Annotated in this window: 20 protein-coding genes; 8 read left to right on the top strand and 12 right to left on the bottom strand. The window is 59.2% G+C overall.

The window, feature by feature from the left end; translation table 11 throughout:
- Window positions 1-121: 121 nt before the first annotated feature.
- On the top strand, window positions 122-1,402 hold the full coding sequence (locus MDHKLMBL_RS05240) for an MgtC/SapB family protein (RefSeq protein WP_104270272.1): 1,281 nt from the start codon (window positions 122-124) through the stop codon (window positions 1,400-1,402).
- Between the two features lie 4 nt (window positions 1,403-1,406).
- Here the strand turns inward: MDHKLMBL_RS05240 and alkB are convergent, their stop codons facing one another.
- Window positions 1,407-2,057 (bottom strand): DNA oxidative demethylase AlkB, encoded by a 651-nt coding sequence (gene alkB, locus MDHKLMBL_RS05235; protein WP_092031480.1) that lies wholly within the window; start codon window positions 2,055-2,057, stop codon window positions 1,407-1,409.
- A 138-nt stretch (window positions 2,058-2,195) separates the two neighbouring features.
- Between alkB and djlA the strand changes: the two genes are divergently transcribed.
- A complete protein-coding gene (gene djlA, locus MDHKLMBL_RS05230) occupies window positions 2,196-2,975 on the top strand; it encodes a co-chaperone DjlA (protein ID WP_008170569.1) in 780 nt (259 codons plus the stop codon).
- A 20-nt stretch (window positions 2,976-2,995) separates the two neighbouring features.
- On the opposite strand, the gene MDHKLMBL_RS05225 is transcribed toward djlA, so the two are convergent.
- Complete coding sequence (locus MDHKLMBL_RS05225; RefSeq protein ID WP_008170570.1) at window positions 2,996-3,604, bottom strand: methyltransferase family protein; 609 nt, start codon at window positions 3,602-3,604, stop codon at window positions 2,996-2,998.
- Between the two features lie 162 nt (window positions 3,605-3,766).
- On the opposite strand from MDHKLMBL_RS05225, the gene MDHKLMBL_RS05220 reads away from it, so the two are divergent.
- Both MDHKLMBL_RS05220 and MDHKLMBL_RS05215 read left to right on the top strand, forming a co-directional pair.
- Window positions 3,767-5,263 carry an amidase gene (locus MDHKLMBL_RS05220; protein ID WP_104270271.1) on the top strand — a complete coding sequence of 499 codons (1,497 nt, stop codon included), beginning with the start codon at window positions 3,767-3,769 and terminating at the stop codon, window positions 5,261-5,263.
- A gap of 125 nt (window positions 5,264-5,388) precedes the next feature.
- Window positions 5,389-7,245 carry a putative bifunctional diguanylate cyclase/phosphodiesterase gene (locus MDHKLMBL_RS05215; protein WP_104270361.1) on the top strand — a complete coding sequence of 619 codons (1,857 nt, stop codon included), beginning with the start codon at window positions 5,389-5,391 and terminating at the stop codon, window positions 7,243-7,245.
- On the opposite strand, the gene MDHKLMBL_RS05210 is transcribed toward MDHKLMBL_RS05215, so the two are convergent.
- The gene (locus MDHKLMBL_RS05210) at window positions 7,230-7,973 is read right to left on the bottom strand and encodes a pseudouridine synthase (protein ID WP_008170576.1); all 744 of its coding nucleotides are present in this window, start codon (window positions 7,971-7,973) and stop codon (window positions 7,230-7,232) included. The genes MDHKLMBL_RS05215 and MDHKLMBL_RS05210 overlap by 16 nt on opposite strands.
- Window positions 7,974-8,127: 154 nt before the next feature.
- On the opposite strand from MDHKLMBL_RS05210, the gene MDHKLMBL_RS05205 reads away from it, so the two are divergent.
- Window positions 8,128-9,753: a methyl-accepting chemotaxis protein gene (locus MDHKLMBL_RS05205; protein ID WP_008170578.1), complete on the top strand. Its 1,626-nt coding sequence runs from the start codon at window positions 8,128-8,130 to the stop codon at window positions 9,751-9,753.
- On the opposite strand, the gene MDHKLMBL_RS05200 is transcribed toward MDHKLMBL_RS05205, so the two are convergent.
- Window positions 9,750-12,833 (bottom strand): efflux RND transporter permease subunit, encoded by a 3,084-nt coding sequence (locus MDHKLMBL_RS05200; RefSeq protein WP_104270270.1) that lies wholly within the window; start codon window positions 12,831-12,833, stop codon window positions 9,750-9,752. The genes MDHKLMBL_RS05205 and MDHKLMBL_RS05200 overlap by 4 nt on opposite strands.
- Before the next feature lie 5 nt (window positions 12,834-12,838).
- Window positions 12,839-13,921 carry an efflux RND transporter periplasmic adaptor subunit gene (locus tag MDHKLMBL_RS05195; protein ID WP_104270269.1) on the bottom strand — a complete coding sequence of 361 codons (1,083 nt, stop codon included), beginning with the start codon at window positions 13,919-13,921 and terminating at the stop codon, window positions 12,839-12,841.
- 311 nt (window positions 13,922-14,232) lie between these two features.
- On the opposite strand from MDHKLMBL_RS05195, the gene ilvG reads away from it, so the two are divergent.
- Together ilvG and MDHKLMBL_RS05185 are read left to right on the top strand one after the other, a co-directional pair.
- Window positions 14,233-15,933, top strand: coding sequence for an acetolactate synthase 2 catalytic subunit (gene ilvG / locus MDHKLMBL_RS05190; protein ID WP_104270268.1), 1,701 nt, complete (start codon window positions 14,233-14,235; stop codon window positions 15,931-15,933).
- A complete protein-coding gene (locus MDHKLMBL_RS05185) occupies window positions 15,930-16,208 on the top strand; it encodes an ACT domain-containing protein (protein WP_008170585.1) in 279 nt (92 codons plus the stop codon). Before ilvG ends, MDHKLMBL_RS05185 begins: the two co-directional genes overlap by 4 nt.
- Before the next feature lie 454 nt (window positions 16,209-16,662).
- Here the strand turns inward: MDHKLMBL_RS05185 and cynS are convergent, their stop codons facing one another.
- The 4 genes from cynS to MDHKLMBL_RS05165 are packed head-to-tail and all read right to left on the bottom strand — an operon-like array spanning window position 16,663 to window position 20,355.
- Window positions 16,663-17,106, bottom strand: a complete 444-nt coding sequence (gene cynS, locus MDHKLMBL_RS05180) for a cyanase (RefSeq protein ID WP_008170587.1) — start codon at window positions 17,104-17,106, stop codon at window positions 16,663-16,665.
- A gap of 27 nt (window positions 17,107-17,133) precedes the next feature.
- Window positions 17,134-18,048 carry an ABC transporter ATP-binding protein gene (locus MDHKLMBL_RS05175; RefSeq protein ID WP_008170588.1) on the bottom strand — a complete coding sequence of 305 codons (915 nt, stop codon included), beginning with the start codon at window positions 18,046-18,048 and terminating at the stop codon, window positions 17,134-17,136.
- Window positions 18,049-18,103: 55 nt separating this feature from the next.
- Window positions 18,104-18,931, bottom strand: a complete 828-nt coding sequence (gene ntrB / locus MDHKLMBL_RS05170) for a nitrate ABC transporter permease (protein WP_008170590.1) — start codon at window positions 18,929-18,931, stop codon at window positions 18,104-18,106.
- A gap of 2 nt (window positions 18,932-18,933) precedes the next feature.
- Window positions 18,934-20,355 (bottom strand): ABC transporter substrate-binding protein, encoded by a 1,422-nt coding sequence (locus MDHKLMBL_RS05165; RefSeq protein ID WP_008170591.1) that lies wholly within the window; start codon window positions 20,353-20,355, stop codon window positions 18,934-18,936.
- Window positions 20,356-20,668: 313 nt separating this feature from the next.
- On the opposite strand from MDHKLMBL_RS05165, the gene MDHKLMBL_RS05160 reads away from it, so the two are divergent.
- On the top strand, window positions 20,669-22,585 hold the full coding sequence (locus MDHKLMBL_RS05160) for a sigma 54-interacting transcriptional regulator (RefSeq protein WP_104270267.1): 1,917 nt from the start codon (window positions 20,669-20,671) through the stop codon (window positions 22,583-22,585).
- Here the strand turns inward: MDHKLMBL_RS05160 and MDHKLMBL_RS05155 are convergent.
- The 3 genes from MDHKLMBL_RS05155 to MDHKLMBL_RS05145 form a co-directional block, all read right to left on the bottom strand.
- A complete protein-coding gene (locus MDHKLMBL_RS05155; protein ID WP_104270266.1) occupies window positions 22,572-23,909 on the bottom strand; it encodes a sodium-dependent transporter in 1,338 nt (445 codons plus the stop codon). The two genes, MDHKLMBL_RS05160 and MDHKLMBL_RS05155, sit on opposite strands and share 14 nt — an antisense overlap.
- Before the next feature lie 419 nt (window positions 23,910-24,328).
- Window positions 24,329-25,510 carry a thiolase family protein gene (locus tag MDHKLMBL_RS05150; RefSeq protein ID WP_104270265.1) on the bottom strand — a complete coding sequence of 394 codons (1,182 nt, stop codon included), beginning with the start codon at window positions 25,508-25,510 and terminating at the stop codon, window positions 24,329-24,331.
- A 16-nt stretch (window positions 25,511-25,526) separates the two neighbouring features.
- Complete coding sequence (locus MDHKLMBL_RS05145) at window positions 25,527-26,678, bottom strand: acyl-CoA dehydrogenase family protein (protein ID WP_104270264.1); 1,152 nt, start codon at window positions 26,676-26,678, stop codon at window positions 25,527-25,529.
- Between the last annotated feature and the right edge of the window lie 6 nt (window positions 26,679-26,684).

The following is a 26,684-nucleotide window of genomic DNA, read 5'->3' as shown; positions in this document are numbered from 1 at the left end:
CTTATCAGCCCCCTTACAGGAAAGTAAGGTCGCTAGCGGTAAGTTCTTAGACGTCTAACGACCAGCGCCCTCTACTGCTATTATCAGAACATCATTGATTTACAGGAGCTTGCATAGCCCCATGGACGACGTTGCCGCCCAGTTTCTCGCTGGAAACCAGACCACCCTTAATCTCGCCGTTGCTCTTCTGCTTGGCGCCATCATCGGCCTTGAGCGGGGCTGGGACGCGCGAGAGCAGAAATCCGGCGAGCGCATTGCCGGCATCCGCACCTTTGCTCTGGTCGGCCTGCTTGGCGGTATTTCGGCGGTACTGGCGCAGGAAATAACGGAGTGGGCGTTTCCAGTGCTTCTGGTCAGTGTCGTCGCCATGGCCATCGTGGCCTACAGCGAACGCCTGGAGCATATCCGCAACTTCAGTATCACCGGTATGGTTGGCATGGTTCTAACCTTCTGTTTCGGAGCAGTGGCGGTGGCTGTGGACCCGGTTATCGCCACAGCAGCCGCTGTTGTGACCGCTATCATCCTGGACAACAAGCAGGAAATTCATGGCTGGGTGAACAAACTGAAGGAACATGAACTGGATGCCGCTCTCAAACTGCTGCTGATTTCCGTGGTCATGCTGCCGTTATTGCCGAACGAAAAGATGGGGCCGGGCGGCGTTCTCAACCCCAGGGAGATCTGGTGGATGGTGGTGATGATCGCCTCCATTTCCTTTGTCGGCTATTTCGCCATAAGGGTCGCCGGTACCCGCAAAGGCATCCTGTTTACCAGCCTATTCGCCGGGTTGAGCTCGTCCACTGCCCTCACGCTGCACTTCGCCCGCCAGGCCTCGAAAACTCCGCAGCTCAACGCCCAGTTCGCCACCGGTATCCTGATTGCCTGCGGCACTATGTTCCCCCGTATCCTGGTTTATTGCCTGGTGATCAATCCCGATCTGTTGCCCAGTCTGATCTGGCCCGTGCTGGTGATGACCGCCCTGCTCTACGGGCCCGCGCTCTTTATCTGGCGGAAAAATGACCGAGAGCTTCAGGTAAGCCAACCAACCCTCAACCAGAACCCGCTGGATTTGACCTCGGCGCTGGTATTCGGCGTGTTGCTGACCGCGATCCTTCTGCTGGGCGAATTTCTGGGCAACTGGCTGGGCGACGCCGGCATCTATGTTCTGGCAGCAACCTCCGGCATTGCTGACGTAGACGCCATTACCCTCTCCCTCACCCGCATGTCCAATAACAACCTGGCCACGAGCACTGCCGTGATCGGTATTGTTATCGCCGCCGCCACCAACAATCTGGTGAAGTCCGCGCTGGCGGGCTTTATCGGCAACCGCCAGACCGGGTTGCTGGTTGGCATCCCCATGGTGCTCTCGCTGGGCGCGGGACTGCTGGTCGCCTGGCTGCAATAACCCCTTACCTCGCCCGCCGGAACGTCAGGTTGTAGCGGTACCCGCCCGTCTGCGGGTGCTCACCGGCCTTGAGGGTTAACACTCCGTGGTAACGCATTCGGGCAGGGCCGCCCCAGACCACCACGTCACCATGGCCCAGTGGCACCCGGATGGGGCGCTCGCTGCGTTTGAGACCACCAAACTGGAACACCATCGGCAGGCCCAGAGAAACCGACACGATGGGCTGCGTGAAGTCCTGCTCGTCCTTGTCCTGATGCAGCCCCATTCTTGCCCCGGGCTGGTATCGATTGATCAGACAGGCGTCCGGTTCAAATCCCTCAAAACCAGCGGTTTCGGCGGCGCTTCTGGCCAGTTCCCGGAAAGCCGCAGGCATGGCGGGCCAAGGCCGGCCGGATTCCGGATCCTCCGCCTGATACCGGTAACCCCTGCTATCGGTAACCCAGCCAAGATCCCCGCAGCAGCTCATGGCCGCAGACATGGCATGGCCACCAGGGGTCTTCATGTGTCTGAACGGCGCTTCTGAGGTAACCGTTTCAATGCCGGCCATGAGTGATTCGGCGTTCGGGAGCGCGAACTGCCGCAGCACCACCGCGCCATCCATCAGAGGCTCGACTGTCTGTTCCGGTGGCAGGTTAGAAAACAGGTCTTGGGTCATGACTACTGCCCCCTCATAAATGATTTAATCTAATAGCTTACGTGGCTTTTTCACAGGTCGATGAAAGCCTGTTCATGAAGCCGGGCTGAAAAACACGTATATTCTATGGGCTGATTCATTCCTGTTAAGGACTTATTAATGCTGTTTGCAATCATAATTGGCGGTCTGATTGGCTACGCCTTTGGCAAATTCCCGGGCTTTCTCATAGGTGCGGCGATTGGCGCCTTTCTCTTGAACCTTCTCAAGCGCCGCCTTATTGGCAAGCTCCAGAGCATTCAGTCCGGTTTTATTGAATCGGTTTTTGCTGTGATGGGTGCCCTCTGCAAGGCAGATGGCGTGGTATCCAGGGATGAAATTCAGATGGCCGAAGCCATGTTCATTCGCTTCCGCCTGAATGAAGAACAGAAAGCCAAGGCCAAAACCGCCTTCAACCGTGGTAAAGAGCCGGATTTCGACCTGGATGCCGAGCTTAACCAGTTCCTCCAGGCCAGCGGACGCCAACCCGCGTTTCTCCAGATGTTCCTGCAGGTTCAGGTATCAGCCGTAGCTGCGGACGGCAAGGTGCACCCGGCCGAACACGAAATGCTGGTAAAAATCGCCCGTGGGCTGGGGTTACCGGAGAGCCAGGTGGACCAGCTCGAAGCCATGCTCCGTGGGGCCCACACCAACCGGGCCGGTGCTGGCCAGCCCTCCTCCGCTGATCAGATCAGCGATGCCTACAAGGTTCTTGGGGTATCGCCTTCCGCCAGTGATGATGAGCTCAAGAAGGCCTACCGTAAGCTGATGAGTGAGAACCACCCGGATAAACTTGCGGGCCGGGGATTGCCCGAGAGCATGCGGGAGATGGCAGAGGAACGCACCCGCGAAATCAGTCATGCCTACGATGTGATCAAGGAAGCCCGGAAAAAATCTGCGTAAGGCCCTCTGCCGTCACCGGGTCAGAACCAGCGCGGTACCCGCACGCGATAATGCTCGTAGTCCTCGCCAAATTTATCCGCCAGCGCCTTCTCCTCCTCCCGGGCCTGGCGGGTGATCACCAGTACACCGGCCACCAGGCATACCAGGGAAAACACACTGGGCAAGGCCAGGAAAAAACCGAGCTGCCCAGCCATCACAGCCAGGAACAGGGGATTACGGGAACGGCCAAATGGCCCGCCTGTGAGCAGTTTGCGCTCATCCTTCCGAGGATCGATACCAGAGCGCCAATCCTCATGCATGTAGGCCTGCAGATAGTTCACGGTAGTAAATGAGCCAATCAGGAGGAGCATGCCAACCAGCAAAATCGGCCACACATAGAGCGGGCCGAACACGCCCAGCCAGGGGTCGATATCCGCAAAAATCCGCACCACGCAGACGCCGAGAATGAACGCCCGAAACACATTGAAGGTTTGCCGGTGCCACCAGGGCGCACTCCCTCGCTCACCATAGTTAATGTGCGAAAAGCGCATTCTCTGATACAGCCCGAGGCTTCGGCCAGCAAACTGCAGACCGATCATCAGAAAGAAAATGCCGAGAAAGTGGCGTACGAGGGGTTCAATAAATTCCATCAGGATCGCTTACAACGTTTTCAGGCCGACAGCTTATTATTTGAAGAGGTCTGTGAAAAGGCCCTGTGCTAGCCGCCGACCACTCACCCTACCTAAAATGACATGTCATCACGTTTTCAAATGCAGTAGAGTCGTGGAATCACTTTCAAGGAGAGTCTGGCCATGAGCGCCCCGCAGTCCTGCCACAGTTTCAGAAACGACGCGATAGGTTGCGATGACGCCACTGCCCTTGCCGAACGGGTCCGCCGCCGGGAAATATCGGTCACCGAACTCACTCAAGCCGCTATCGCTCGCGCACAGGCGGTCGAACCGCTCCTTCACGGTCTGGCCTCGGCGAATTACGACCAGGCGATCCGGACTGCTTCAAAGCTTGATGCCGCCGACCAGACCGGTTCCTTTCCCCTGTTCCGCGGTGTTCCAACACTTATCAAAGACAACACCAACGTGTTGGACATGACCACGCGGCACGGCTCCCTGGCCGTGCCCAGCGTTCCTGCATCCGATACCAGTCCATTTGCCCGCCAGTTGCTTGCCCAGGGTTTTCTGTGCCTGGGTAAAAGCACCCTGCCGGAATTCGGATTCAACGCCACAACCGAGCCCGCACACGCGCCGGCAACCTGTAACCCGTGGAACCTGGCCTATTCCTCCGGAGCCTCCTCAGGCGGTTCAGCGGCCCTTGTGGCGGCCGGCGTGGTACCCATTGCCCACGCGAATGACGGCGGAGGCTCCATACGGATTCCGGCCGCCTGCTGCGGCCTGGTCGGCCTTAAGCCCACACGAGGACGATTGATAGACAACGAAGCGGCGACCTCCCTGCCGATCAACATTATCAGCGAGGGCGTAGTGACGCGCTCGGTACGGGATACCGCTAATTTTTTCGAGCAGGCCGAGACCTATTTCCGCAATCCCGGCCTGCCGCCCATTGGAAGAATGGAGGGCCCCTCCGGTCGTCCGTTGAGAATCGGACTGGTGCTGGATTCCATCAATGGTCACAAAACCGATGACATCACCCGATGGACTGTCGAAGAAACGGCGCTCAAGCTGGAAAAAATGGGCCACCGCATTGAGCCAGTGCCCGTTCCGGTGCACAGCACCTTCCCCGATGACTTTGCCCTGTACTGGGCACTGCTTGCCTTCGGCATCAGGGCCAACGGCAGGAAACTGCTTCACCCGGCCTTCGACAAACACAAAACAGACGGCCTGACCAACGGCCTCGACAGGATGTTCCGGCGACAGTTCTGGCGCCTGCCAACTGCGCTCTGGCGGCTCAAGCGTTCCTGGCACGACTATGCACATGCCATGGCCGGATTTGATGCCGTGCTCACACCGGTACTTGGCCACACCACGCCCGCCCTTGGCCACCTGAGCCCCGATGTGCCTTTTGACACCCTGTTCGAACGGCTGCGCGAGTATGTGAGCTTCACCCCTCTGGCAAACGCCACGGGCGCACCGGCAATCTCATTGCCCATGGGCCACACGCCCGATCAACTGCCCGTGTCCGTTCAGTTTATGGGGCGGCACGGAGGCGAACGCACGTTGCTGGATATCGCCTTCACTCTGGAAGCCACCCATCCCTGGCCGCTGCTTTGCGATTTCAGCCGGAACAATCCTGGCAGTGGGGAACAAAACGCCAGGGACTCACTGGCCAATCCCGCTTGAAGTTGGACACTTATAAAAACAGCTGCCATATTCTTTAAAGAACTTAGACGTAACCTGATCAAGTATCCAAACCGAGAGCCAAGGCCGTTCGTAATTCTAAGAAGGACAATTTATTGAGCCCGGCCATGCGTGACAGTGAAGTCCTCGTGACCCACCACAAGGCACTGATGGAGCTGAGCCACAATACCAGCTTTATCGAGATGCCCCGCCCCCGGAAGCTGGCAGCACTCATGGAGCTGTGCACCCGGCTGTTGGGCGTGAAACGGGCGAGTGTCTGGCTTTTCCCTCCGGAACGGGACCGGATCACCTGCGAGTGGCTTCACGACACAGAGCTGCCCGGCCGCAATAGCTGCATCGCGCAGAATGGCTCAGAGTTCAACCTGTTTCGCTCAGACCACCCTGACTACTTCCGCGCCATCACCGAAGAACGAGTCATTGCCGTGGAAGACGCCCGCAATGATATCCGTACCCGTTCCTTCGACCGCGATTATCTGTCCGTGCAAAACATTCATTCCATGTTAGACGCGCCGATTTTCGACGGCGAACAACTCAGCGGGGTTGTCTGCCTGGAGTCAAGTGTGCGCCGTGACTGGTCGGTCCCGGACATTTCGCTGTCAGCTGCCATTGCAGACACCATAAGCCTGATGAACACTCACGAGGCATGGCTGAGATCCAAGCGGGCGCTGGAATACGTCAGTCGCTACGACTCCCTCACCGGACTCGCCAACATTGATTCACTGCGTGACCGGCTGAACCACCTGGTGCGCAAGATCAAAGGCCGGGGTACCGGCAGTCTTGCACTGCTCTGGATTGACGTTGACCGCCTGAAAACCATCAACGATGGCCTTGGCCCTCAGGCGGGGGATCAGGTCATCGCCGATATCGGACAGCGCCTGAAAGAAATCCAGTTGGCGGGCAAGGACTTTCTGGCGCGCATTGGAGGGGATGAATTTGCCCTGGTTATTCGCAACTACACCCAGCCGAGCTTTCTGGACGAGGTGATCCGCGAGATCCACAGCCGTATTCGCCAGTCTATCCGGGTGTCCGATCAGGATCTGAATGTCAGTGCCAGTGTGGGCATCTGTCACTTCCCGGGCGATTGCCACGAGTCAGAAGAACTGCTCAGAGGTGCAGAGGCTGCGATGTACCACGCGAAGCGGCAGGGCGGGGACCGTTCGACCCTGTTCGATTCGGAAATCCAGATGACAGCCCGCTCCCGGTTTGCGCTCGAGAGCGAGCTGCGGGAAACACTCAGAACCAGCGGCCTCGATGTCTTCTACCAGCCAATCATGGACCGCACGGGAACACAGCTGGAAAGCGCCGAGGCCCTGGTTCGCTGGCAGCACCCGCAACGTGGCTGGCTGTCACCGATTGAATTTCTGGACGTGGCGCGCAGCGCCGGCCTGATGTATGAGCTGGGCGCCTGTGTGCTGAAAAACGTCTGCGCTCACTGGCGTGAGGCAAAAGACCGGAATACGCCATTACCAACGATATCCGTCAACCTGTCGGCAGAGCAGATATTGGTCCCAGAGTTGCCAGAGCTGGTAAAAGAGATCTGCGGTAACCAGGGCATGCCGGTCAGTGCCCTGCAGTTTGAGGTGACCGAAGACTCCATCCAGGGTGATTTCAGTGTCATCGGTCGGGTTCTGGAACAGCTGGTACACGCCGGCGCCGAGCTCGCTATCGACGACTTTGGCACCGGGTACTCATCGCTGACCCGGCTCAAAAGCCTGCCCTTCTCCCGCATCAAGATCGACCGCTCGTTCATCAACAACCTTCCGGATGACGAAAACGATTGCGCTATCACCCTGTCGATCATTGGCCTGGCCAGGGGGCTTGGCCTTTCTGTCGTTGCAGAAGGTGTGGAGAGCGAAGCCCATGAAAGCTGGCTGTTCGAGAAAGGCTGCGACTACCTTCAGGGCTACCGTTACAGTAAACCGCTTCCCTACCCAGGGTTTATCAAGCGCTACTTTTCCGAGTGATCCCGTACGTCAAATCCCGGGAAAAGCGATAACACCTCCAGAAAGCTCGCCTCAGGCGCGGCGCTAATGGTCAGTGGTTTACCCGAAACCGGGTGCTGGAATGCCATCCGGGTTGCGGCCAGCATCAACCGCCCCTGGCCGAATCGCTCTGCAAAATAGCGGTTGTGGCGGCCCCGACCGTGATTGGCATCGCCAATGATCGGGTGGTTGATGTGTTTCATATGCCTGCGCAACTGGTGCTTTCGGCCAGTTTTCGGGTTCAGTTCAACAACGGCGTAGCGACTGCTCGGGTATTTCTCGATCTCCACTGGTATCTCGGTCGTCGCCAGCGTGCGGTAATAAGTGAGAGCGTCCCGCACCGGCTGCTCTTCCCCTTTCAGCCGTCGATCCTCCGGTTCCTCTCGCAAGGGATGATCAATCTCCCCGTGTTCCGGCGGCCAGCCACGCACCATCGCCAGATAGGTTTTCGTCACCTCACCGGCCATCAGCGCCATACCCAGCGTGCGGGCAGTGTCGCTGTCCCTGGCAAACACCAGGACGCCGGAGGTAGGCCGGTCCAGTCGATGGACCGGGTAAACATGCTGGCCCTCATTTAGCGCCCGGGCATATTGCAGGGCAAACTCGGTTTCGTGTTTGTCGATAGGGCTCCGGTGAACCAACAGCCCGGCCGGTTTGTGGACAGCCAGAAGGTGTTCGTCCCGGTAAAGAACGGTTAGTGGGTTGCTCATAAGATAGATGTCATAAAAGCTTCATATTCAAGTCGGCCAATTGCATTCAAGAGCCCGCTTCCCTAGCCGATACCAAAGTAGATAACCTAATCAACTAACGCTACGTATACACTAGCGACACACCCTTACCATCGATCGCTCCCAGGAATAGCTGATGAACTGGTACTCGAAAAGCATTCTCAACCGGGTTCTTCTCGTCGTTTTGACGGCAAATCTAGTCGTCGCCGCAGTGGCGGTGATTTACCTGAACTTCTCCCTGAAAGTCAAAGATGACTTCAACAGTCTTGTAAGTACCAGGATGGTGAACGCCCTTGAAGCCCAGGATGTGCTTTCTGATTTCAAGACCCAGGTCCAGGAGTGGAAAAACGTCCTGATCCGCGGAGCCGACCCGGAACAACTGGACAAATACTGGGGCCGATTTCAGCAGCGCGAAGCATCAATACAGAGCCAGCTTGATGACCTGATTCCCCGAATTCAGGAGCCACAGGCAAAGTCACTGATGTCCGACTTCAAACAGGCACACCAGACGATGGGGCGTGCCTATCGTGAGGGATTCGAGGCGTTCACACGCTCAGGCTTTGATCCGAACGCAGGCGATGCCGCGGTACAGGGGATCGACCGTGAACCTGCCAGACTGATTGTAGATGCTGCAACCGCAGTCCGTGAAGATAGCCTTGTCCGGGCCCGAACCCTGAACACCGTTGTCACCGAGCGTAGCTGGCTGGTGGCGGGTCTTCTGATTGCCGCCATCATTCTGGGTACCATCGCGCTGATAATGATCCTTTTGTCAGGTGTGGTCCGGCCCGCACAGAAGCTCACCTCGCAGATCTCCCGACTGGGCGACGGTGATCTTTCGGATCCTGTAACCATGCAGCGGGCTGACGAATTGGGGCAATTGGCCGACGCTGCCCGAAGCCTGCACCGCTTCCTCAGCGATACCGGAAGCCAACTGAGCGAGAACGCCAGGCAACTGAACGATACCGGCGAGTTGATCCGCCAGAACGCCGACAGTGTCGTCAGCCAGTCTGACCTGGCCCACCAGCGCATTGAGCAGATTGCGACAGCCATGAACGAAATGTCTGCCACCGCGGAGGATGTGGCCAGTCACGCTGCCTCGGTAGCCACCGAAGTGAGCCAGACATCCGACGAGACGGCTACAGCGGATTCGCAGATCAACAAGGCGGTAGACAGCATGCGGCGTCTGACCGACCAGATCCGGAACTCGGCCGAAACCGTTAACCAACTCGCCAATGATGGCAAGAAGGTCGGCGACGTTATGCAGGTTATCCGGGAAATTGCAGACCAGACCAACCTGCTGGCACTGAACGCCGCCATCGAGGCGGCCCGGGCCGGCGACGCAGGTCGCGGATTCGCGGTGGTTGCCGATGAAGTCCGGAACCTGGCTGCCAAGACCCAGGAAGCCACCGTGGAAATCGACCAGATCATCGGCGCCATCAGTGGGGCTTCGCGGGACGCCACCGAGTTCATGCAGGCCTCAGGCGTTGTAGCTCAGGAAAGCAGCGAGGCCGTTGAAGCCGTACGCGCCACCCTGGCCGAAATCAACCGGCGCATGGGCAGCATCAACGACGCAACAACCCAGGTTGCTACAGCGGCCGAAGAACAGACCAGTGTCTGTGAAGACATCAACCGCAATGTCACGGATGTGGCCGAAACCTCCGAAGCCATGCACCAGGCTGCTGAAAACAACCTGCGCACGGTACCTGAACTGGAAGCCATGGCTGCCCGGGCCCAGGAACTGGCGGGCCGGATCAAGCATTAAGTAGTTCGGAAGCGGCTGGTCAGACTCCCGAAAGCCCGACCGGCCCGGTTACCCAGCACCAGCAATGCAGGTGTGAGCAACAGCGTCAGCACCGTAGCAAACGCCAACCCCCCCGCGATGGCACTGGACAGCTGGGTCCACCACTGGGTTGATGGCGCACCAAGGCCCAGGGAGGGCGTCAGCAGGTCCACATTGACGCCGAGGACCATGGGCATCAACCCCAGCACAGTGGTGATGGCCGTCAGCAGCACCGGCCTCAGGCGAAGGCAACCGGTTTCCAGGGCGGCCTCGTAGGCCTCAACCCCGTCCTTGCGCATCTGGTTGTAGGTATCGATCAGAATGATGTTGTTGTTTACCACGATGCCTGCCAGGGCAATCGTACCCATTCCCACCATCACAATGCCGAACGACTGACCGTTTACCAGAAGCCCGAGCAGCACCCCGGCGGTGGAGAGCACAATCGCCGAGAGAATCAGGAAGGTCTGGTACAACGAATTGAACTGGGTCACCAGTATCAACAGCATGAGGCCGATGGCTACCAGGAAGGCCGTCGCAAGGAAGTTTGATGCCTGCTGCTGATCCTCGTTCTCGCCGGCAAACTTCACCGAAATTCCCTCTGGCGGTTCCGGCATCTCGGCCTGCAGGGCCCGCAGCAGCTCATCCACGCGGCGCCCCTGTGCCAGATCGGATTTGATGGTTACCGTGCGCTGGCCATCCACCCGGACAATACTGTTGGTTTTGTCGCCGGGGCGAAGATCGACGAATTCAGAGAGCGGCACCTGGCCCCGGGAGGTATGAATGGTCTGGCGCTGCAGATGATCCAGTTCCCGCCAGTTATTCGGAACTCGCACCACGATGTCCACTTCATCCCGCACGTCTTCAGGGCGATAGGTGGCCAGTTTCAACCCGTTGGTCACCAAGCGCACGGCACTGCCGATACCCAGCACATCGGTACCGAAGCGAGCGGCGGCTTCCCGGTCAACCTGCAGCCGCCACTCAATCCCCGGAAGGCTGCGGTCGTCTTCGATGTCCACGAAACCACCGAGCTCACGCATGCGGTCTTTGATTTCGTCCACGTAGCCATTGAGACTGTTTGCTTCGCGGCTGCTCACCTGTAGCTCTATCGGTTTGCCTTCGGCAGGCCCACCTTCCTGTTTGCGGAATTCCAGCTCAACGCCCGCTATATCAGAGGTCATGTCGCGGAAGTCCTCGAGAATCGCGCTGGCCGGTCGCCGGGTGAACCAGTCGGTAAACTGGAATTGCAGAACGCCTATGACATCTGGCGCCAGTTGCGAGCTGGTCTGTACCATTGAGCGGGCGTACAGGGCCTTCACCTCGGGCATGCCACGCAACCGCTGCTCCACTTCACGCACAATGGCATCCCGCTCCCACACTGAAAGATCACCCCTCGCCCTCACCTGAACCTGGGCGGAATCCGGCTCCACACTGGGGAAGAACTCAACCCCATGGTTGAAGCGGGCGTACGCGGCGTAGATCACGGCGATCACGCAGAGCACACCAATCAACGTCAGCCCCGGTGAACGAAGTAGCAGCCCCAGTACCCGTCGATAACCCTCCATCAGGCGCCCCGAAGAATGCCCCTGCCGCGCCCGGCGCCCCCCACTGGTGCTGCCCAGCACGGGCAGGAACACCAGCGCCATGGCCAGGGAAGCAATCAGACAGATAATCACCGTCAGCGGCAGGAACTTCATGAACTCCCCGACAACGCCGGGCCAGAACAACAACGGCACAAACACCGCCAGCGTGGTTGCGGTCGACGCAATAATGGGCCAGGCCATGCGACTGGCCGCCTCGGCCCAGGCGTGCTTTACCGTCTGCCCCTCCGACAGGTTCCGGTCCGCCAGCTCCGACACAACAATGGCGCCATCCACCAGCATGCCGGCCACCAGGATCAGACTGAACAGCACCACGATGTTGAGCGTGAGCCCCATGCTCCAGATCACCAGGATGCCGGTGAGGAAGGCACCAGGAATCGTCAGCCCCACCATAACCGCCGAACGCGGCCCCATGGCGGCAATCACCACAATCAGAACCAGCACGATGGCGGTGAGCACGTTATTCAGCAGGTCACTGAGAATATCCCGGACTTCCTCGGACTGGTCCATGATGTAGCGGATTTCCAGAGAGTCCGGCAGCTGAGGCCTGGCCTCATCGATCAATTCGCGAACCTGGGCAATGGTTTCGATAATGTTGGCGCCCGAGCGCTTGGACACCTCCAGCACCAACGCCGGCTCGCCATTGATGCGGGCAAAACCGGTCGGATCCTTGAAGGTGCGCTGGAGCATGGCCACGTCGCCAAACGTAACGACCGTGTCGCCATCCACCTTCACCGGCATGGACATCACATCTTCGATGGTTTCGATCACGCCGGGCACTTTCAGGGCCATGCGGCCGTTGCCGGTATCGAGGGAGCCTGCAGCGACCAGCTGGTTGTTGCGGGTTACCAGGGAAGCCAGTTGATCGAAGTCGATGCCGTAGCTCTCCAGAACCTGGGGATCGACCACGATTTCCAGCAGGTCTTCCCGATCGCCGCCAATCTCCACCTCAAGCACTTCCGGAATGGACTCGATGGCATCCTGGAACCGGCGGGCGATGGTGATCAGCTCCCGCTCCGACAGTGGCCCGGACAGACCGACGGACAACACCGGGAACAGGGACACGTTGATTTCGTTCACCCTGGGCTCGTCCGCCTCCTGGGGCAGCTTGGTTCGGGCGGTATCCACTTTCTCGCGAACATCCTGCAGCGCCTTGTCCGGATCAAACCCGGCATCGAACTCCAGCATCACCGAGGCATGACCTTCCGAGGCGGTACCACGCATTTCCTTGATGCCTTCAAGCGAACGCAGCTCCTGCTCCATGGGCCGCACCAGCAGACGCTCGGCGTCCTCCGGGCTGATGCCATCCAGGGTCATGGAGACATAGATCATGGGGATGGTGACGTCGGGGTTGGCTTCCTTCGGGATGGTCTGAAACGCGGCAATACCCCCGAGCAGGAGGAACAGAAGCGTCAGCAAGGTGGTCCGGCTGCGATCAATGGCTGCGAAGATCAGTGCGCGCATGCGGTCTAGCCCCTGTCTTCAGCGGCGTCGACCGGCACAACCTGTTCCCCGGTGCTGACGAAACCACCGCCGCGGGTAATCAGGCGGATCTCATCCGGCAAGCCGGTCACCCAGGCACCCTCGGTGGATACACTCAACAACTTCACTTCACCGAACTCGACACGGTTCTCACCGTTCACGTATTTCACACCGGGGCGACCGTCATCACCGAGGGACAAATAAGCGGGTGAGATAAACATCGCCTTTACCTCCGGCAATGCCACCCGCAGGCTGGCGCTGCCACCGGCCACCCGTTTGCGATCCGGATTCTCCACCGCGATCTCCACGGCAAAACTCCGGGTTTCGGGCGAGGCAGCGCTGGCCACAAAGGTCACCACGCCAGAAAGACGGCTGCCATCCAGCAAATCCACGCGAACAGACTGACCGGGCGCCACATTGCCCACCGATTGCTGGGGGATCTGCGCGGTAGCCTTCAGGCGATCCACCCTCACCAATTGAAACAGGGGGGAACCCACCTGCACCAGATCGCCGATATCCACCGATTTGCTGTTGATAATGCCGTCAAAAGGCGCCTCGGGAGTGAGGTGGCTGATGGCCTGTCGGGCACCGGTCAGCTCCGCTTCAGCGGCAGCAAGTTCGCTTTCCAGGCTCAAAATCTGGGATTCCGAGGCAAGGTTATTGGCGCGGAGCCGGCGGGCCGCCACCAGGTCCGCTTCCAGTTTCCGAACCTGGGACTGCCAGCGCAACACCGCGGCACTCCGCCCTTCATCAGCTATCGTAAGCAGCTTCTGACCCTGCTGGACCTGCTCACCCAGACTCACAGCCAGAGACTCCACGCGGCCGGGCACCTGGGCACTCAGCATCACCGAACTCCAGGGCTCCAACTGGCCCTGCAGCATCAGGCCCGGCTCATGCAGCCGTGCCGTCAGGGTTTCCACCTGCACAGTTGTAGGCTGGCCATCGCCGCTGTCCTGACGTTCCGGAGCCTCATCACTGGCCACCTTTACCTCACCGGTCGCCATCCAGACCACCAGCGCGATCACGATCAGAAGTGACAGCCCAAGAGAACCCCATTTTGCTTTCGTCATTGAATGCTCACTGTTCCTGAATCGGAGGTTGGCAGAAAAACCGGCAATTAACGGTTGCATCTGTATAAAAACGTGGGGTAGATTCTACACAGAATCTTTTTACGAATTCAGAGCAGACTGTCGATTTTATGAATCTCAACGCAGTGATTGTCCTTGTGAAGCTTGTCCTGGTGGTCGTGGTACCGTCCGGGGGCTTCTGCGTGGACAAGCGGGTGAGATAGCGACAAACCTGACAAAACACCAGAAACCCCCGGCACCGAAAGGTCCCGGGGGTTTCTTTTTTTACGGCAAAAGAAAAGGGAAAAACGACCATGAACGGCGCACAGCACATTCTTGAAGCGTTCCACCGCCACAACATCAGCACGGTTTTCGGGTATCCGGGTGGCTGCATCATGCCGCTATACGACGCGCTGGTGGACGATGTGGGCGTGGAGCACGTGCTGTGCCGCCATGAACAGGGCTGCGCCCTGGCGGCAGACGGCTACGCCCGGGCCAGTGGCAAGCTGGGCGTCTGCATTGCCACGTCGGGCCCCGGCGCCACCAACCTGATCACCGGCGTTGCCAACGCGCACCGGGATTCCATTCCCATGCTGGTGATCACCGGCCAGGTTCCCTCGGGCCTGATCGGCACCGACGCCTTCCAGGAAACCGACGTACTGGGCATGACCCTGGGCATCGTTAAACACAGTTACCTGATTGACGATGCAGACAGCCTGCCGACCATCATGGAAGAGGCGATCGAACTGGCTCAGAGCGGTCGCCCCGGGCCGGTCTGGATTGATATTCCCAAGGACCTGTTGCTGAGCGAAGCGGCCTATGCGCCCTTCCCCCAGCCTGAAGCCCGTGAAACAGCTTCAACCGACCTGACGGACGCCCTGGCAATGCTGCGCGCAGCCCGCAAGCCCCTGCTCTACAGTGGCGGTGGCATCAGCCTGGCCCACGCCGAGGACAGCTTCCGGGCCTTTGCCGAATCCTCCGCCCTGCCCGCGGTTGTAACTCTGAAAGGCATCGGCAACCCCGGGAAACACAATCCCTACAACCTCGGCATGCTGGGCATGCACGGCTCCCGGGCTGCCAACAAGGCCGTCGACGAGTGCGACCTGCTGCTGGTCATCGGCGCCCGCCTAGATGATCGCGCCACCGGCAAACTGGATGGCTTTGCGCCCAACGCCAGGATGATTCACATCGATGCCGACGCAGCCGAAATCAACAAACTGCGCGACGCCGACCTGGCCATCCGCGGCGACCTGAACGAGATACTGAAATCACTGGCGGACGCATTGCAGGCCGAGCCACTGGCCATCAATGAATGGCAGAAACAGTGCCGCACCTGGCACACCACCGGCGGCTTCCATGCGGCCGACAACGATGACCCGATGGCCCCGATCACCGGCCCGGCCTTCATCCGCCAGCTCTCCCGGATTGCCCCGGACGACACCGTCATCGCCTGTGACGTTGGCCAGCACCAGATGTGGGTGGCCCAGCATTACGACTTCTATCACCCGCGCCATCACCTGACCAGCGGCGGCCTCGGAACCATGGGCTTCGGCCTGCCAGCTGCCATCGGCGCCCAGTTTGCGGATCGCAACAGCACCGTCATCAACGTAACCGGTGATGGCTCGTTCATGATGAACGCCCAGGAACTGGCCACCATCCGCCGCTACAACCTGCCGGTAAAGCTGATCGTCATGGACAACCAGTGCCTGGGCATGGTCCGCCAGCAGCAGGAACTGTTCTACAACAACCGCGAAAGCCAGATAAACCTGGACGACAACCCCGACTTCGTCGCCATGGCCCGGGCCTTCGACATTCCGGCCCTGCACATCGAACGCACCGACCAGATCCGCCGCGGCATCGAAACCATCCTGGCCTACAACGGCCCGATGCTGCTGCACGTTGCCATCAGCCGTGAAGAAAACGTATGGCCCATCGTCAAACCCGGCGCAAGCAACACAGACATGATCGACGAAACCGCCCGCACCGCAAAAGCCAGCAAGGAGCAAGTTGCATGAACCCGCAAAGCCAGCCATCAACGCCCAGCTACACCATCAACTGCCGCATGACCCACGAAGCCGCCGCCCTGGAGCGGCTCTGCCAGGTGGTCCGCATCCGCGGGTTCCGGATTGCCACCATGGCGGTTGAAACCGCTGGCGAGCATCTGGATATCGCACTGACTTTGGAGGGTACAAGGCCGATTGCCATGTTGCAGTCGCAACTGGAGAAGCTGCACACGGTTGCCGAGGTTGCCCTCGCGGCTGGATCTGTGGCCCGGTCTCGTTCGGCCTGAGACTTTGGGGGGTATCGTCCTTTCCTAGCCTGAGGTTTGGCGGGCGTGGTCTTTCTGTAGCCTGAGATTTGGCGGGCAGGTACGGGGGTGGGGGTATCTTTTCTTCGGGGAAAACAACTCGCTGCGCTCAGACATCTTTTCCCTGTCAGAAAAAATACCCCCACCCCCTACCGACGGGCAGCAGCGATAATTCTAAAGGGAATATTTCGTAGGATTAGCGAAGCGTAATCCGACAAAACCCGTTGGATTACGCCTGCGGCTAATCCAACCTACAAAAGCACAAAAATCCTTAAACCGGTGAACCCGTGTTGCACGTCGGCGCGGGGTGGCAGGTGGATTTTTCGCCGGAAAAAGGTGTCTGAGCGAAGCGAGTTCTTTTTCCAAGAAAAACTCCACCTGCCACCCCGCAGGCCCGCCCCTCAACCAACAGGCTACAAAGGCGGGCTCTTCCGATTTACCAGGCTTTGTAAGGCAGGAACTTCCCGTTCATAGTCACGACCACACGGTCGCCCTTCGGATTCTCTTCCTTCTCGATGTCCATGGTGAAATCGATGGCACTCATGATGCCGTCGCCGAACTTCTCATGGATGAGCTCTTTTATAGTGTCGCCGTAGACACCCACCACTTCGTACAAACGGTAAATCAGCGGATCCTGCGGAACGGCGCCGTCCCAGGCTTTTTTGGGGCAGACCTGCAGGGCTTCGGCTATCGGCTTGTCCAGGTCGAGGACTTCGCACAGGGCAAAGGCCTTGTCTTCGGTGAGGCTGTTCATACCCAGGGCCGCTGAGGTGGTGAACACCGGGGATAGGCCGATGGTTTCGGCGATGGCTTCCCAGGTCATTCCCTTGGACACTTTGGCTTCCAGGATTTTGGCGGTCATCAGTTCTTTGTTCATCATGGCTGTTTCCTCTCTTGGGTTTTAACGTCAGGCATTCACCGCACGGGCGGCAGTCTCAGATTCGGATTCGGTTTCAGAGTCGGCAGACGCTGGCGTGGACTGGGCAACGCCTTTGGCGGGTTCGACGATTTTCGGGGTGCCGTCTTTTTCCGGCAGAGCCGAGCCGCTTCGGTTGACCAGGAAGTCCACCAGGTAGTCCCGGGTTTTGTGGTAGGCCGGGTTCTGGAAGATGGTGGCCCGGGCCCGCGGGTGCGGAATGTCCACTTTCACGCTCTCAGCGATGCGGGCGTTGGGGCCGTTCGACATCAGGAAGATGCGGTCAGACAGTAGAATGGCTTCGTCCACATCGTGGGTGATCATGAACACGGTCTGGCGGGTTTCTTCCCAGATTTTCACCAGCTCGTCCTGAATCACACCCCGGGTGAGCGCATCCAGCGCGCCGAAAGGCTCGTCCAGCAGCAGGAGTTCCGGCTGGGTGGCGAAGGCCCGGGCGATACTCACCCGCTGACGCATACCGCCGGACAGCTGGGACGGCTTGCGGTTCAGGGCGTGGTCCAGGCCCACCATCTTCAGGTAGCGTTCGCTGTGCTCTTTCACCTTTTCCTTGGACCACTCCGGCCAGCGGGCGCGCACGGCGAAGACGATGTTGTTCAGGGTGGTTTTCCAGGGCAGCAGGCTGTAGTTCTGGAACACAACCCCGCGCTCAAGGCCTGGGCCTTTGATTTCCTTGCCGTTCATCACCACGTTGCCGGCGCTGGCTTCGTCCAGGCCTGCCAACACGTTCAGGATGGTGGATTTGCCGCAACCGGAGTGGCCGATGATGCAAACAAACTCACCTTTCTCCAGGGCAAAGCGGATATCCTCGAAGACGGTCAGCTCACCGCCCTGGCCGTCCGGATAGACTTTGGACAGGCCATCTACTTCCAGGAATGATTTACTCATAACAGGTCTCCATTCGGAGGGTTGAGGCCGGCACCGGAAACCGGTGCCGGACCGCTCATTCTTTGTATTCCACCAGTTTCTGGGCCTTGCCCAGGGCCAGGTCGAGCAGCATGCCCACCACCCCGATCATCAGGATGGAGAAGATCACACTGGCCAGATCCAGGTTGTTCCATTCGTTCCACACGTAGTAGCCAATGCCGGTGCCGCCCACGAGCATTTCCGCGGCCACGATGACCAGCCAGGCAATGCCAATCGAGATCCGCATGCCGGTCAGAATGGTGGGTGCTGCGGCCGGCAGGATCACCGTAATGGCGGTGCGCAGTGGGCCGAGTTCGTGGGTGCGGGCCACGTTGACCCAGTCCTGCCTCACGTTCGCCACACCAAAGGCGGTGTTCAGAAGCATTGGCCAGATCGAGCAGATGAAGATCACAAAGATCGCTGAGGCATCGGAGTCCTGGATGATGAACAGGGCCAGGGGCATCCAGGCCAGCGGCGAAATTGGCCGCAGCACCTGGATGTAAGGGTTCAGGGCCTTGTACATCAGCGGCGACATGCCGATCAGGAACCCGACGGGCAGCGCAATGGCCATGGCCGCCAGGTAGCCGGTCAATACCCGGTACACCGAATAGGCCAGCTGGATGCCGATGCCCTTGTCGTTGGCGCCGGCGTCATAGAACGGATCGGACAACTCCGCCCAGGCCAGCTTGATCACCGCCGAGGGTGGCGGCACCCGGGATTCCTGCTCCACACCACCCATCAGCATTTCGTATTCGGTCAGTCCTGTCTGGGCCTCCGGGGGCTGGGTTGCCATTTCCCAGAGCCCCAGGGCCAGAATCAGGAACGACACCGACAGCAGTGCTGCCCGGACGTTCAGGGAAGCCATGGTTACACCCTCCCGATGTCGAAGCTGCGTGCGTATTCTTCGGCACGATCAGAATCGAACGTCTTGCCCATGATGGTGTGGGTCTTGTAGGTCTTGTCCGGAGCGGTGTAACCCAGTTCTTCCATGATCTTGCCGGTCTCGCTCGCCAGGTAGACCTGCTCGGCAATGCCTTTGTAGTCCACATCACCCTCGATATAACCCCAGCGCTTCATCTGGGTGAGGATCCACACGCCCATGGAGTGCCACGGGAACGGGTCGAAGTCGATGCGGTCCGGCACGTCTTTTACCTCGCCAAGGCCATCGGCGTAGTAGCCGGTCAGCACCTGCTGAATCACCGGAACCGGCTGGTTCAGATAGTTCTTTGGCGCGATGGCTTCGGAGATTTCCTTACGGTTATCCGGATTGTTGGAGTACTGCGTCGCGTCGATGATGGCGCGCAACAGGGCGCCGTAGGTGTTCGGGTTCTGGGTCGCGAACTGCTTGCTGCAGGCAAAGGCGCAGCACGGGTGGCCTTCCCAGATGTCCTTGGTCAGCATGTGGATGAAGCCCACCTTCTCCCAAACAGCACGCTGGTTGAACGGATCCGGTGACAGGTAGCCATCCAGGTTACCGGCGCGGAGGTTGGCAACCATCTCGGGTGGCGGAACCACTCGGATCTGCACATCTTTGTCCGGGTCGATACCGTTCTCGGCCAGGTAGTAACGCAACAGGAAGTTGTGCATGGAGTACTCGAACGGCACGCCAAACTTGAAGCCTTTCCACTGTTTCGGGTCGCGCTTGTCCTTGTGGTCGACGTGCAGCACGATGGCCTGGCCGTTGATGTTCTCAACGGCCGGCATGATGAACGGCTCCGGTGTGGAGCCCGCGCCCATGGTCATCGCCAGGGGCATGGGAGTAAGCATATGTGAGGCGTCGTATTCGCCAGCCAGGGACTTGTCCCGGGCCACCGCCCAACCTGCGGTCTTGGTAACGGTCACATCCAGGCCATAACGCTCATAAAAGCCCATCGGGTGGGCCATAATGATGGGTGTCGCGCAGGTGATCGGCACAAAGCCAACATTCAGCTTGGTCTTCTCAAGCTTGCCCAGGGATTCCTTTACCGCGGCCTTGGCCTTCTCCATCGGGAACACGCTACCCAGAACCGCCGCTGCAGTGCCCGCGCCCATCATTTTCATGAAGGCGCGCCGGCTGTGTTCGTTGTGACCAAACACCGAGCGCACCACAGCGCCTTCGATGGCGCGATCCATCATCGCTTCTGAATCCAGATGCTCATCAGCAACTGCCTGCTGGCCGGCAGAGGGCTTGAGATCGAGGGAAATCGACGGGGTGCTGTCGCCGGGTTTGCACTCGGGGCAGCCGCAGGTCTTGGCATGAATCAGGGACTTGTCACCGTCAAACGGGTTTCCAAGGCTTTTCGTGGTCATGGCGCACTCTCCTGGGTTTGGGACCTAAGTTTTGGGTTATTTCTGCACTCTCACGGTGCAACAAAGGTGCGGCTCGGGCCCGAGGCTGAAAATGGCCGGGTCGGCTCCGCGTTCTGAGGGAGGTATCGCAGGGTTTGTGCCAAGTCCGGTTATTTTTTTAACTGACTGTTTTTATTTAAATAAAATTTAAATGCCCGCAAACAGAACGACTACGAACTTTCGTATTTCACGATTTCTCGTAGTCTTAACTGCGATTTTTCGTAGTTGGCACAGGGTTTGTTGTGTTTTCCCCGACTGCCCTCAGGACATCGCCATGAATACCGAAGCCATCAATGCCCCGGAACTTACCGGAAACTGGATCGACCACCTGCCAGAGGCTGCCCTGCTGGTAGATGCAGGCAGGGACTTGATTCTGTCCGCCAACAGCGCCATGGGCCGAATGATCGGCTCCGACCGGCAATCCCTCGTCGGAACGCCATGCACCCACCTGTTCACCGACCAGCGCCCCCAACTGATTGCCTTCACCGAGGAAACCCTGTTTCGCAGCCACGGCTGGAGCCGCGACTTCTTTCTCCAGCACCGGGACGGTCATACCGTGGAACTGGAGATCTCCTCATCCAGAGTTGGCGAGGCGGAAACCCAGAATGTGCTGCTGTTACTGAGGGACAGACGCCAGCTGCGAACCCTTCGGGAACGCCACGATGCCAACCACTACCATCGGGGCGGCCTGCTTGAATGGCGGCGGGTGGAAGAGCTGTTCAAGGACATGGAGCGGGAAAACCAGCTGATTCTTCATGCTGTCGGGGAAGGCATCTACGGGGTGGATGCCGAAGGGCGCGGCACCTTCGCAAACCCCGCCGCCGAGCGCATGCTGGGATGGCGAATTGATGAGCTTATGGGTCGGGTTCTGCATCGCGTGGTGCACCACTCCCATGCCGATGGCAGCCTTTACCCACTCAAGGACTGCCCGATCTACGCCGCCTTCCGCGATGCCAGCGTGAAGCGCGTGGGCGAAGACTGGTTCTGGCGCAAGGATGGCAGCGGCTTCCCGGTGGAATACACCAGCACGCCGATTCTGGATAACGGGCATCCGGTAGGCGCAGTGGTGGTATTCCGGGACATATCAGCACGGCAGGAGGCCCAGAAGGAACTGCAGAAAGCGCTGGAGGAAGTGGAGACCCTCAAACACCGGCTGGAAATGGAGAATGCCTATCTACAGGAGGAGCTCAGCGCCGAGTATCATTTCCACGAAATCTTTGGCCAGAGCGAGGCGATCAAAGCCATCGTGCGACGTATCGGCATGGTGGCGCCCACCGATGCCAACGTGCTGATCACCGGGGAATCCGGCACAGGCAAGGAGCTGATTGCCCGGGCCATCCACCAGTCCAGCAGTCGGCGAGACCGCCCCCTGATTCGGGTGAACTGTGCAGCCATCCCCAAAGACCTGTTCGAGAGCGAGTTCTTCGGCCATATCAAAGGTGCTTTCACCGGCGCCGTCAGTGACCGTGTGGGCCGATTCGAACTCTCCGATGGCGGCACACTCTTCCTGGACGAAGTCGGTGAAATCCCGCTGGAACTTCAGGGCAAACTGCTCCGGGTACTCCAGGATCAGCAATTCGAACGTGTGGGCGAAAACAACACCCGGGCGGTGGATGTTCGCGTGATTGCCGCCACCAACCGGGACTTGAAATCGGAAGTTCAGGAGAAAACCTTCCGGGAAGACCTCTACTTCCGACTAAATGTTTTCCCGATTGAATCCGTGCCTTTGCGCCGGCGTCTGGAGGATATTCCCATCCTCGCCCAGGAGTTTCTGAACCGGGCCTGCCAGAAGTTCAACCGGCCCCTGCTCGCACTGAAAGAGCGCGACGTCGAAACCCTGAGAGCTTATCACTGGCCCGGCAACGTGCGGGAGTTGGAGAACGTGATCGAGCGACAGGTGATCACGTCAGACGGCCGACTGGATCTGGACCTGCCGGGGCCGGAATCCGCAGCCCGAACCACCCCTGCAGAAGTAGCCCCAGCGAGACATTACAGCGGTGACTTGATGACAGAACATGAGCTGCGGGAGCTGGAGAAACAGAACCTCACCCGGGCGCTGACCATGAGTAGTGGCCGGGTCTTCGGTGATGACGGCGCGGCCGCCATGCTGGGCATCAAACCAACCACGCTGACCTCGCGCCTGAAAAAGCTGAAGATCGAACCGAGAGAATTCCAGGTCAGGTCGGAGTAATGCCTACCTGGTTCAGGGCGTAGGTCACCAAAATCCAGAACAGCATCACCAGCGGCAGATAGCGGCCAATCAGGTAGATCCGCCACTCCCACCAACGGCTCTGGGTACCCAGCACTGTCCGGATTTTCTCGGGCGGAATAAACCAGCAGAACAAAGCGGCGCCCAACACCCCGGAGAAGATAATCACATTACCCCCGGCCACCCGGTCGATCACATCCAGCACCGGCTCACCGGCAATATTCCACTCGAGCGGCGTAAAGCTCAGTGCAGATGCCGTTCCAAGCACCAGCATCATTAGGGTAACAAGACTCACAGCCTTGCCATTGCTGAGCCGAAACTCTTCCGCCACCGCGGCAATCATCACCTTCAGCCCGGCCAGGCTGGAACTGAACGCCGCCATAAAAAACAGGCTGAAAAACAGCGTACCCACCCAATAGCCACCAGCCATATCCTCAAACACCCGCGGCATGGTCACAAACGCCAGCTGACTGCCCTCGGTCGGCTCCATACCCAGGCTGAACACAAACGGAAAGATCATCCAGCCCGCCAGCAGCGCCACACTGGTCTCGGTACCTGCAACAATCAGACAGGCCCGGGGCACGTGGGTCTGCCGGGGAATAAAGCTGCCATAGGTCACCAGGTAACCCTGGCCAATCGCCAGAGAATAGAACGCCTGGCCGAAGGCAAACGCCCAAAGCTTGCCGTCCGTGAGGCGACTCCAGTCCACCTGGAAAAAGAAATCCTTGGTCTGCTCCCAGCCGGATGTGCGGCTGGCCAGAATCACCAGCCCGATCATCACAACGATCAACACCGGCATAAGAATCTTCGACAACAGCTCGATCGCTGTTACATCCTTGGCCAGGATGATCGCCCCCACCACAGTGACCGCGAAAAAATACCAAAGCGAGTTGTACCCCGCGGTAAAGTCATCAAAAACCTGGAGGTTGTTTGTTGCCGCATCCACTGCATAACCCAGGGTCCAGCCGGTGATCACGAGGTAATAGCTGGTGATGGCAACGGTGATCAGCACCACAAACCAGCCGTACACCACCCCGAAGCGGTTCACCTGCCGGTAGGTCTGAACCGTACTGCCTTTTGAGAGCCGCCCTGCAGAGACTTCCAGAATCATGATGGGCAAAACCACCACAATCAGCGCCAGCAGATAAGCCACCACAAAAGCCCCACCACCGTTCTCCCCCACCATGTACGGAAACCGCCACAGATTCCCGAGCCCAACAGCCGCTGCGGCCATCGAAGCAACAAACGCAGGTTCGGAACTCCACTGTTTGCGGGATTCCTCAATAAACTCGTGGCGCTTTCGCACGGGGGTTCCTTCTCCAATGCCGGGGAATTTCAATGCATTGAAGGCTAGCAAATCATCGAGTTGGTCGCATGACTGATATCAAGTCAGGCTTTCTGGGATGGTGAGACTTCTGCCTTGGGGGATGGCCGGCAGTGGGGGTACCTTTTCTTCTGGGAAAAACAACTCGCTTCGCTCAGACATTTTTTCCCGCCAGAAAAGGTACCCCCACCACCGTCCTTTGGACTAAGGAATGCACTTCTTCAAAAACGAGAAAGCAAGATTCTGAAAATCGCGATATCTCGAGAGCATCTCGGCGCGGGGTGGCCGGTGGATTTTTCGCCGGCAAAAGGTGTCTGAGCGAAGCGAGTTCTTTTTCCAAGAAAAATTCACCGGCCACCCCGCAGCCCGCCCCTAGCCGGGCAGGCTACAACAAGAATCGATCAAATCAACTCGATGGCAACTGCAGTCCCCTCGCCACCACCAATACACAGCGAAGCCACACCGCGCTTCAGCCCACGCTGCTTCAGGGCATTGATCAGGGTAACGATGATCCGCGAACCGGAAGAACCGATCGGATGCCCCAGGGCACAGGCGCCACCGTGGACGTTGACCTTGTCAGCCGGCAGTTTCAGCTCGTTGATGGCCGCCAGGGTGACAACGGCGAAGGCTTCGTTGATCTCGAAGAGATCCACGTCGTCCACGGTCCAGCCGGCTTTCTTCAGCACCTTCTCGATGGAACCGATGGGCGCAAGGGTGAACTCGGCCGGCAGGCGTGCGTGGGTGGCGTGGGCCACGATGCGGGCCTGGGGTGACAGGCCACGGGCGTCGGCTTCGGCGGCGGAGGCCAGAACAAGGGCGGAGGCGCCGTCGCTGATGGAGCTGGAGTTGGCCGCGGTCACGGAACCGTCTTTGGCGAAGGCCGGCTTCAGGTGCGGGATTTTCTCCGGCTTTGCGTTGCCCGGCTGCTCGTCGGTGTCGACTTCGGTGTCACCGCCACGGCCAGGTACGGTTACCGGAACAATTTCGTCGCGGAACCAGCCGTTTTCGATGGCTGCCAGGGATTTCTGCAGGGAGCCGATGGCAAATTCATCCATGGCCTGGCGGCTGATGTCGTATTTATCAGCGGTGCGCTGTGCGAAGACGCCCATCAGGCCGCCTTCGTAGGCGTCTTCCAGGCCATCCAGGAACATGCTGTCCATCACCTGGCCGTGGCCCATGCGCATACCACCACGGGCTTTGGGCAACAGGTACGGTGCCTGGCTCATGTTTTCCATGCCGCCGGCGATCATGATGTTATTGGTACCGGCCTTGATCTGGTCGTGAGCCATGATCACGGCCTGCATGCCGGAGCCGCACATCTTGTTGATGGTGGTGCAACCGGAGCTGTCCGGAATGCCGGAGGCGCGGGAAGCCTGGCGGGCCGGGGCCTGGCCGAGGCCTGCTGGCAGCACGCAGCCCATGATTACTTCCTGCACATCCGCAGGCTGTAGGCCGGAGCGTTCAATGGCCGCCTTGATGGAGATGGCGCCCAGGTCTGGAGAGCGCACGGAGCTGAGGGAGCCCATCATGCCACCCATGGGGGTGCGCGCTGATCCTGCAATCACTACGTCGTTGTTGCTCATGGTTTTCCTCACTTAATCAGGCTTTGCCCAGCACAGAGCGGGCAATGATTTCTTTCATGACTTCCGAGGTGCCGCCATAAATTCGCTGCACCCGCGCGTCGATAAAGGCTCGGGAAATCGGATACTCGGTGGTGTAACCGTAACCGCCGAAAAGCTGCAGGCAGCCATCGGCCACGCGGCACTGCATTTCGGTGGCGCTGTACTTGGCCATGGAGGCGGTTGGCGCGTCCAGTTCGCCCAGGTCGTACTGGTCGATGCACTGGTCCACGAACGCCTTGTTCACCCGGTAGTCAGTTTCCATGCGCGCGATTTCAAAGCGGGTGTTCTGCAGTTGGGCCAGTTTCTGTCCGAACAGTTCCCGCTCCTGGGCGTAGGCAATAGTCAGATCCAGGGAGCCACGGGCGGCAGCTACGCCGAGGGCACCGATCACCAGACGTTCACGGGGCAGTTCCTTCATCAGGTACACAAAACCCTGCCCCTCTTCGCCAAGAAGCGCGGAAGCCGGAATGCGCATGTCGGAGAAGAACAGCTCGGAGGTATCCCCGGAATGCTGGCCGATCTTGTCGAGGTTTCGACCTTTGCTGAAGCCCGGCAGCGAGGTGTCCACCAGGAACAGACTGATGCCGCGGGCGCCGGCCTTCGGATCGGTTTTCGCGGCAACGATGACCATATCGGCGTGCTGACCGTTGGTGATGAAGGTCTTGGAGCCGTTAAGAATGTACTCATCGCCATCTTTCACCGCGCTGGTGCGAATCGCCTGCAGGTCACTGCCTGCGCCGGGCTCGGTCATGGCAATGGCACCAACGGCGTCGCCGGAGACCAGCAACGGCAGCCACTGCTGCCGTTGCTCTTCATTACCCATGTGGCTCAGGTAAGGAGCCACGATGTCCGAGTGCACCATCACGTTGGTGGACAGCGCGCCGAATCCCATGCGGGCCAGCTCTTCACCCACCACCACGGAGAACTGGAAAGGCGCACCAATGCCACCCCACTCTTCGGGCACATCCACGCAGAGCATCCCGGCGTTGCCCAGGGTGTTCCAGAGCTCGCGGGGAACCAGCCCGGACTTCTCCCAGGCTTCGTAGTGCGGCGTCACTTCTTTTTCCAGGACCTTGATCACGGAATCCCGGAACATCGCCAGTTCTTCTTTATCAACAGACACGGTCATGTATGT

Source organism: Marinobacter flavimaris (genome assembly GCF_002933295.1).
In the GTDB taxonomy this organism is placed as follows: Bacteria; Pseudomonadota; Gammaproteobacteria; order Pseudomonadales; family Oleiphilaceae; genus Marinobacter; species Marinobacter flavimaris.
The sequence above is the reverse complement of the archived record's forward strand: the minus strand, read 5'-3'. Positions and strand labels throughout refer to the sequence as shown.

Excerpts from the sequence above, each read along its gene's own strand:
- MDHKLMBL_RS05240 (WP_104270272.1), top strand. The coding sequence starts at position 122 with ATGGACGACGTTGCCGCCCAGTTTCTCGCTGGAAACCAGACCACCCTT.
- alkB (WP_092031480.1), bottom strand. The coding sequence starts at position 2,057 with ATGACCCAAGACCTGTTTTCTAACCTGCCACCGGAACAGACAGTCGAG.
- djlA (WP_008170569.1), top strand. The coding sequence starts at position 2,196 with ATGCTGTTTGCAATCATAATTGGCGGTCTGATTGGCTACGCCTTTGGC.
- MDHKLMBL_RS05225 (WP_008170570.1), bottom strand. The coding sequence starts at position 3,604 with ATGGAATTTATTGAACCCCTCGTACGCCACTTTCTCGGCATTTTCTTT.
- MDHKLMBL_RS05220 (WP_104270271.1), top strand. The coding sequence starts at position 3,767 with ATGAGCGCCCCGCAGTCCTGCCACAGTTTCAGAAACGACGCGATAGGT.
- MDHKLMBL_RS05215 (WP_104270361.1), top strand. The coding sequence starts at position 5,389 with ATGCGTGACAGTGAAGTCCTCGTGACCCACCACAAGGCACTGATGGAG.
- MDHKLMBL_RS05210 (WP_008170576.1), bottom strand. The coding sequence starts at position 7,973 with ATGAGCAACCCACTAACCGTTCTTTACCGGGACGAACACCTTCTGGCT.
- MDHKLMBL_RS05205 (WP_008170578.1), top strand. The coding sequence starts at position 8,128 with ATGAACTGGTACTCGAAAAGCATTCTCAACCGGGTTCTTCTCGTCGTT.
- MDHKLMBL_RS05200 (WP_104270270.1), bottom strand. The coding sequence starts at position 12,833 with ATGCGCGCACTGATCTTCGCAGCCATTGATCGCAGCCGGACCACCTTG.
- MDHKLMBL_RS05195 (WP_104270269.1), bottom strand. The coding sequence starts at position 13,921 with ATGACGAAAGCAAAATGGGGTTCTCTTGGGCTGTCACTTCTGATCGTG.
- ilvG (WP_104270268.1), top strand. The coding sequence starts at position 14,233 with ATGAACGGCGCACAGCACATTCTTGAAGCGTTCCACCGCCACAACATC.
- MDHKLMBL_RS05185 (WP_008170585.1), top strand. The coding sequence starts at position 15,930 with ATGAACCCGCAAAGCCAGCCATCAACGCCCAGCTACACCATCAACTGC.
- cynS (WP_008170587.1), bottom strand. The coding sequence starts at position 17,106 with ATGATGAACAAAGAACTGATGACCGCCAAAATCCTGGAAGCCAAAGTG.
- MDHKLMBL_RS05175 (WP_008170588.1), bottom strand. The coding sequence starts at position 18,048 with ATGAGTAAATCATTCCTGGAAGTAGATGGCCTGTCCAAAGTCTATCCG.
- ntrB (WP_008170590.1), bottom strand. The coding sequence starts at position 18,931 with ATGGCTTCCCTGAACGTCCGGGCAGCACTGCTGTCGGTGTCGTTCCTG.
- MDHKLMBL_RS05165 (WP_008170591.1), bottom strand. The coding sequence starts at position 20,355 with ATGACCACGAAAAGCCTTGGAAACCCGTTTGACGGTGACAAGTCCCTG.
- MDHKLMBL_RS05160 (WP_104270267.1), top strand. The coding sequence starts at position 20,669 with ATGAATACCGAAGCCATCAATGCCCCGGAACTTACCGGAAACTGGATC.
- MDHKLMBL_RS05150 (WP_104270265.1), bottom strand. The coding sequence starts at position 25,510 with ATGAGCAACAACGACGTAGTGATTGCAGGATCAGCGCGCACCCCCATG.
- MDHKLMBL_RS05145 (WP_104270264.1), bottom strand. The coding sequence starts at position 26,678 with ATGACCGTGTCTGTTGATAAAGAAGAACTGGCGATGTTCCGGGATTCC.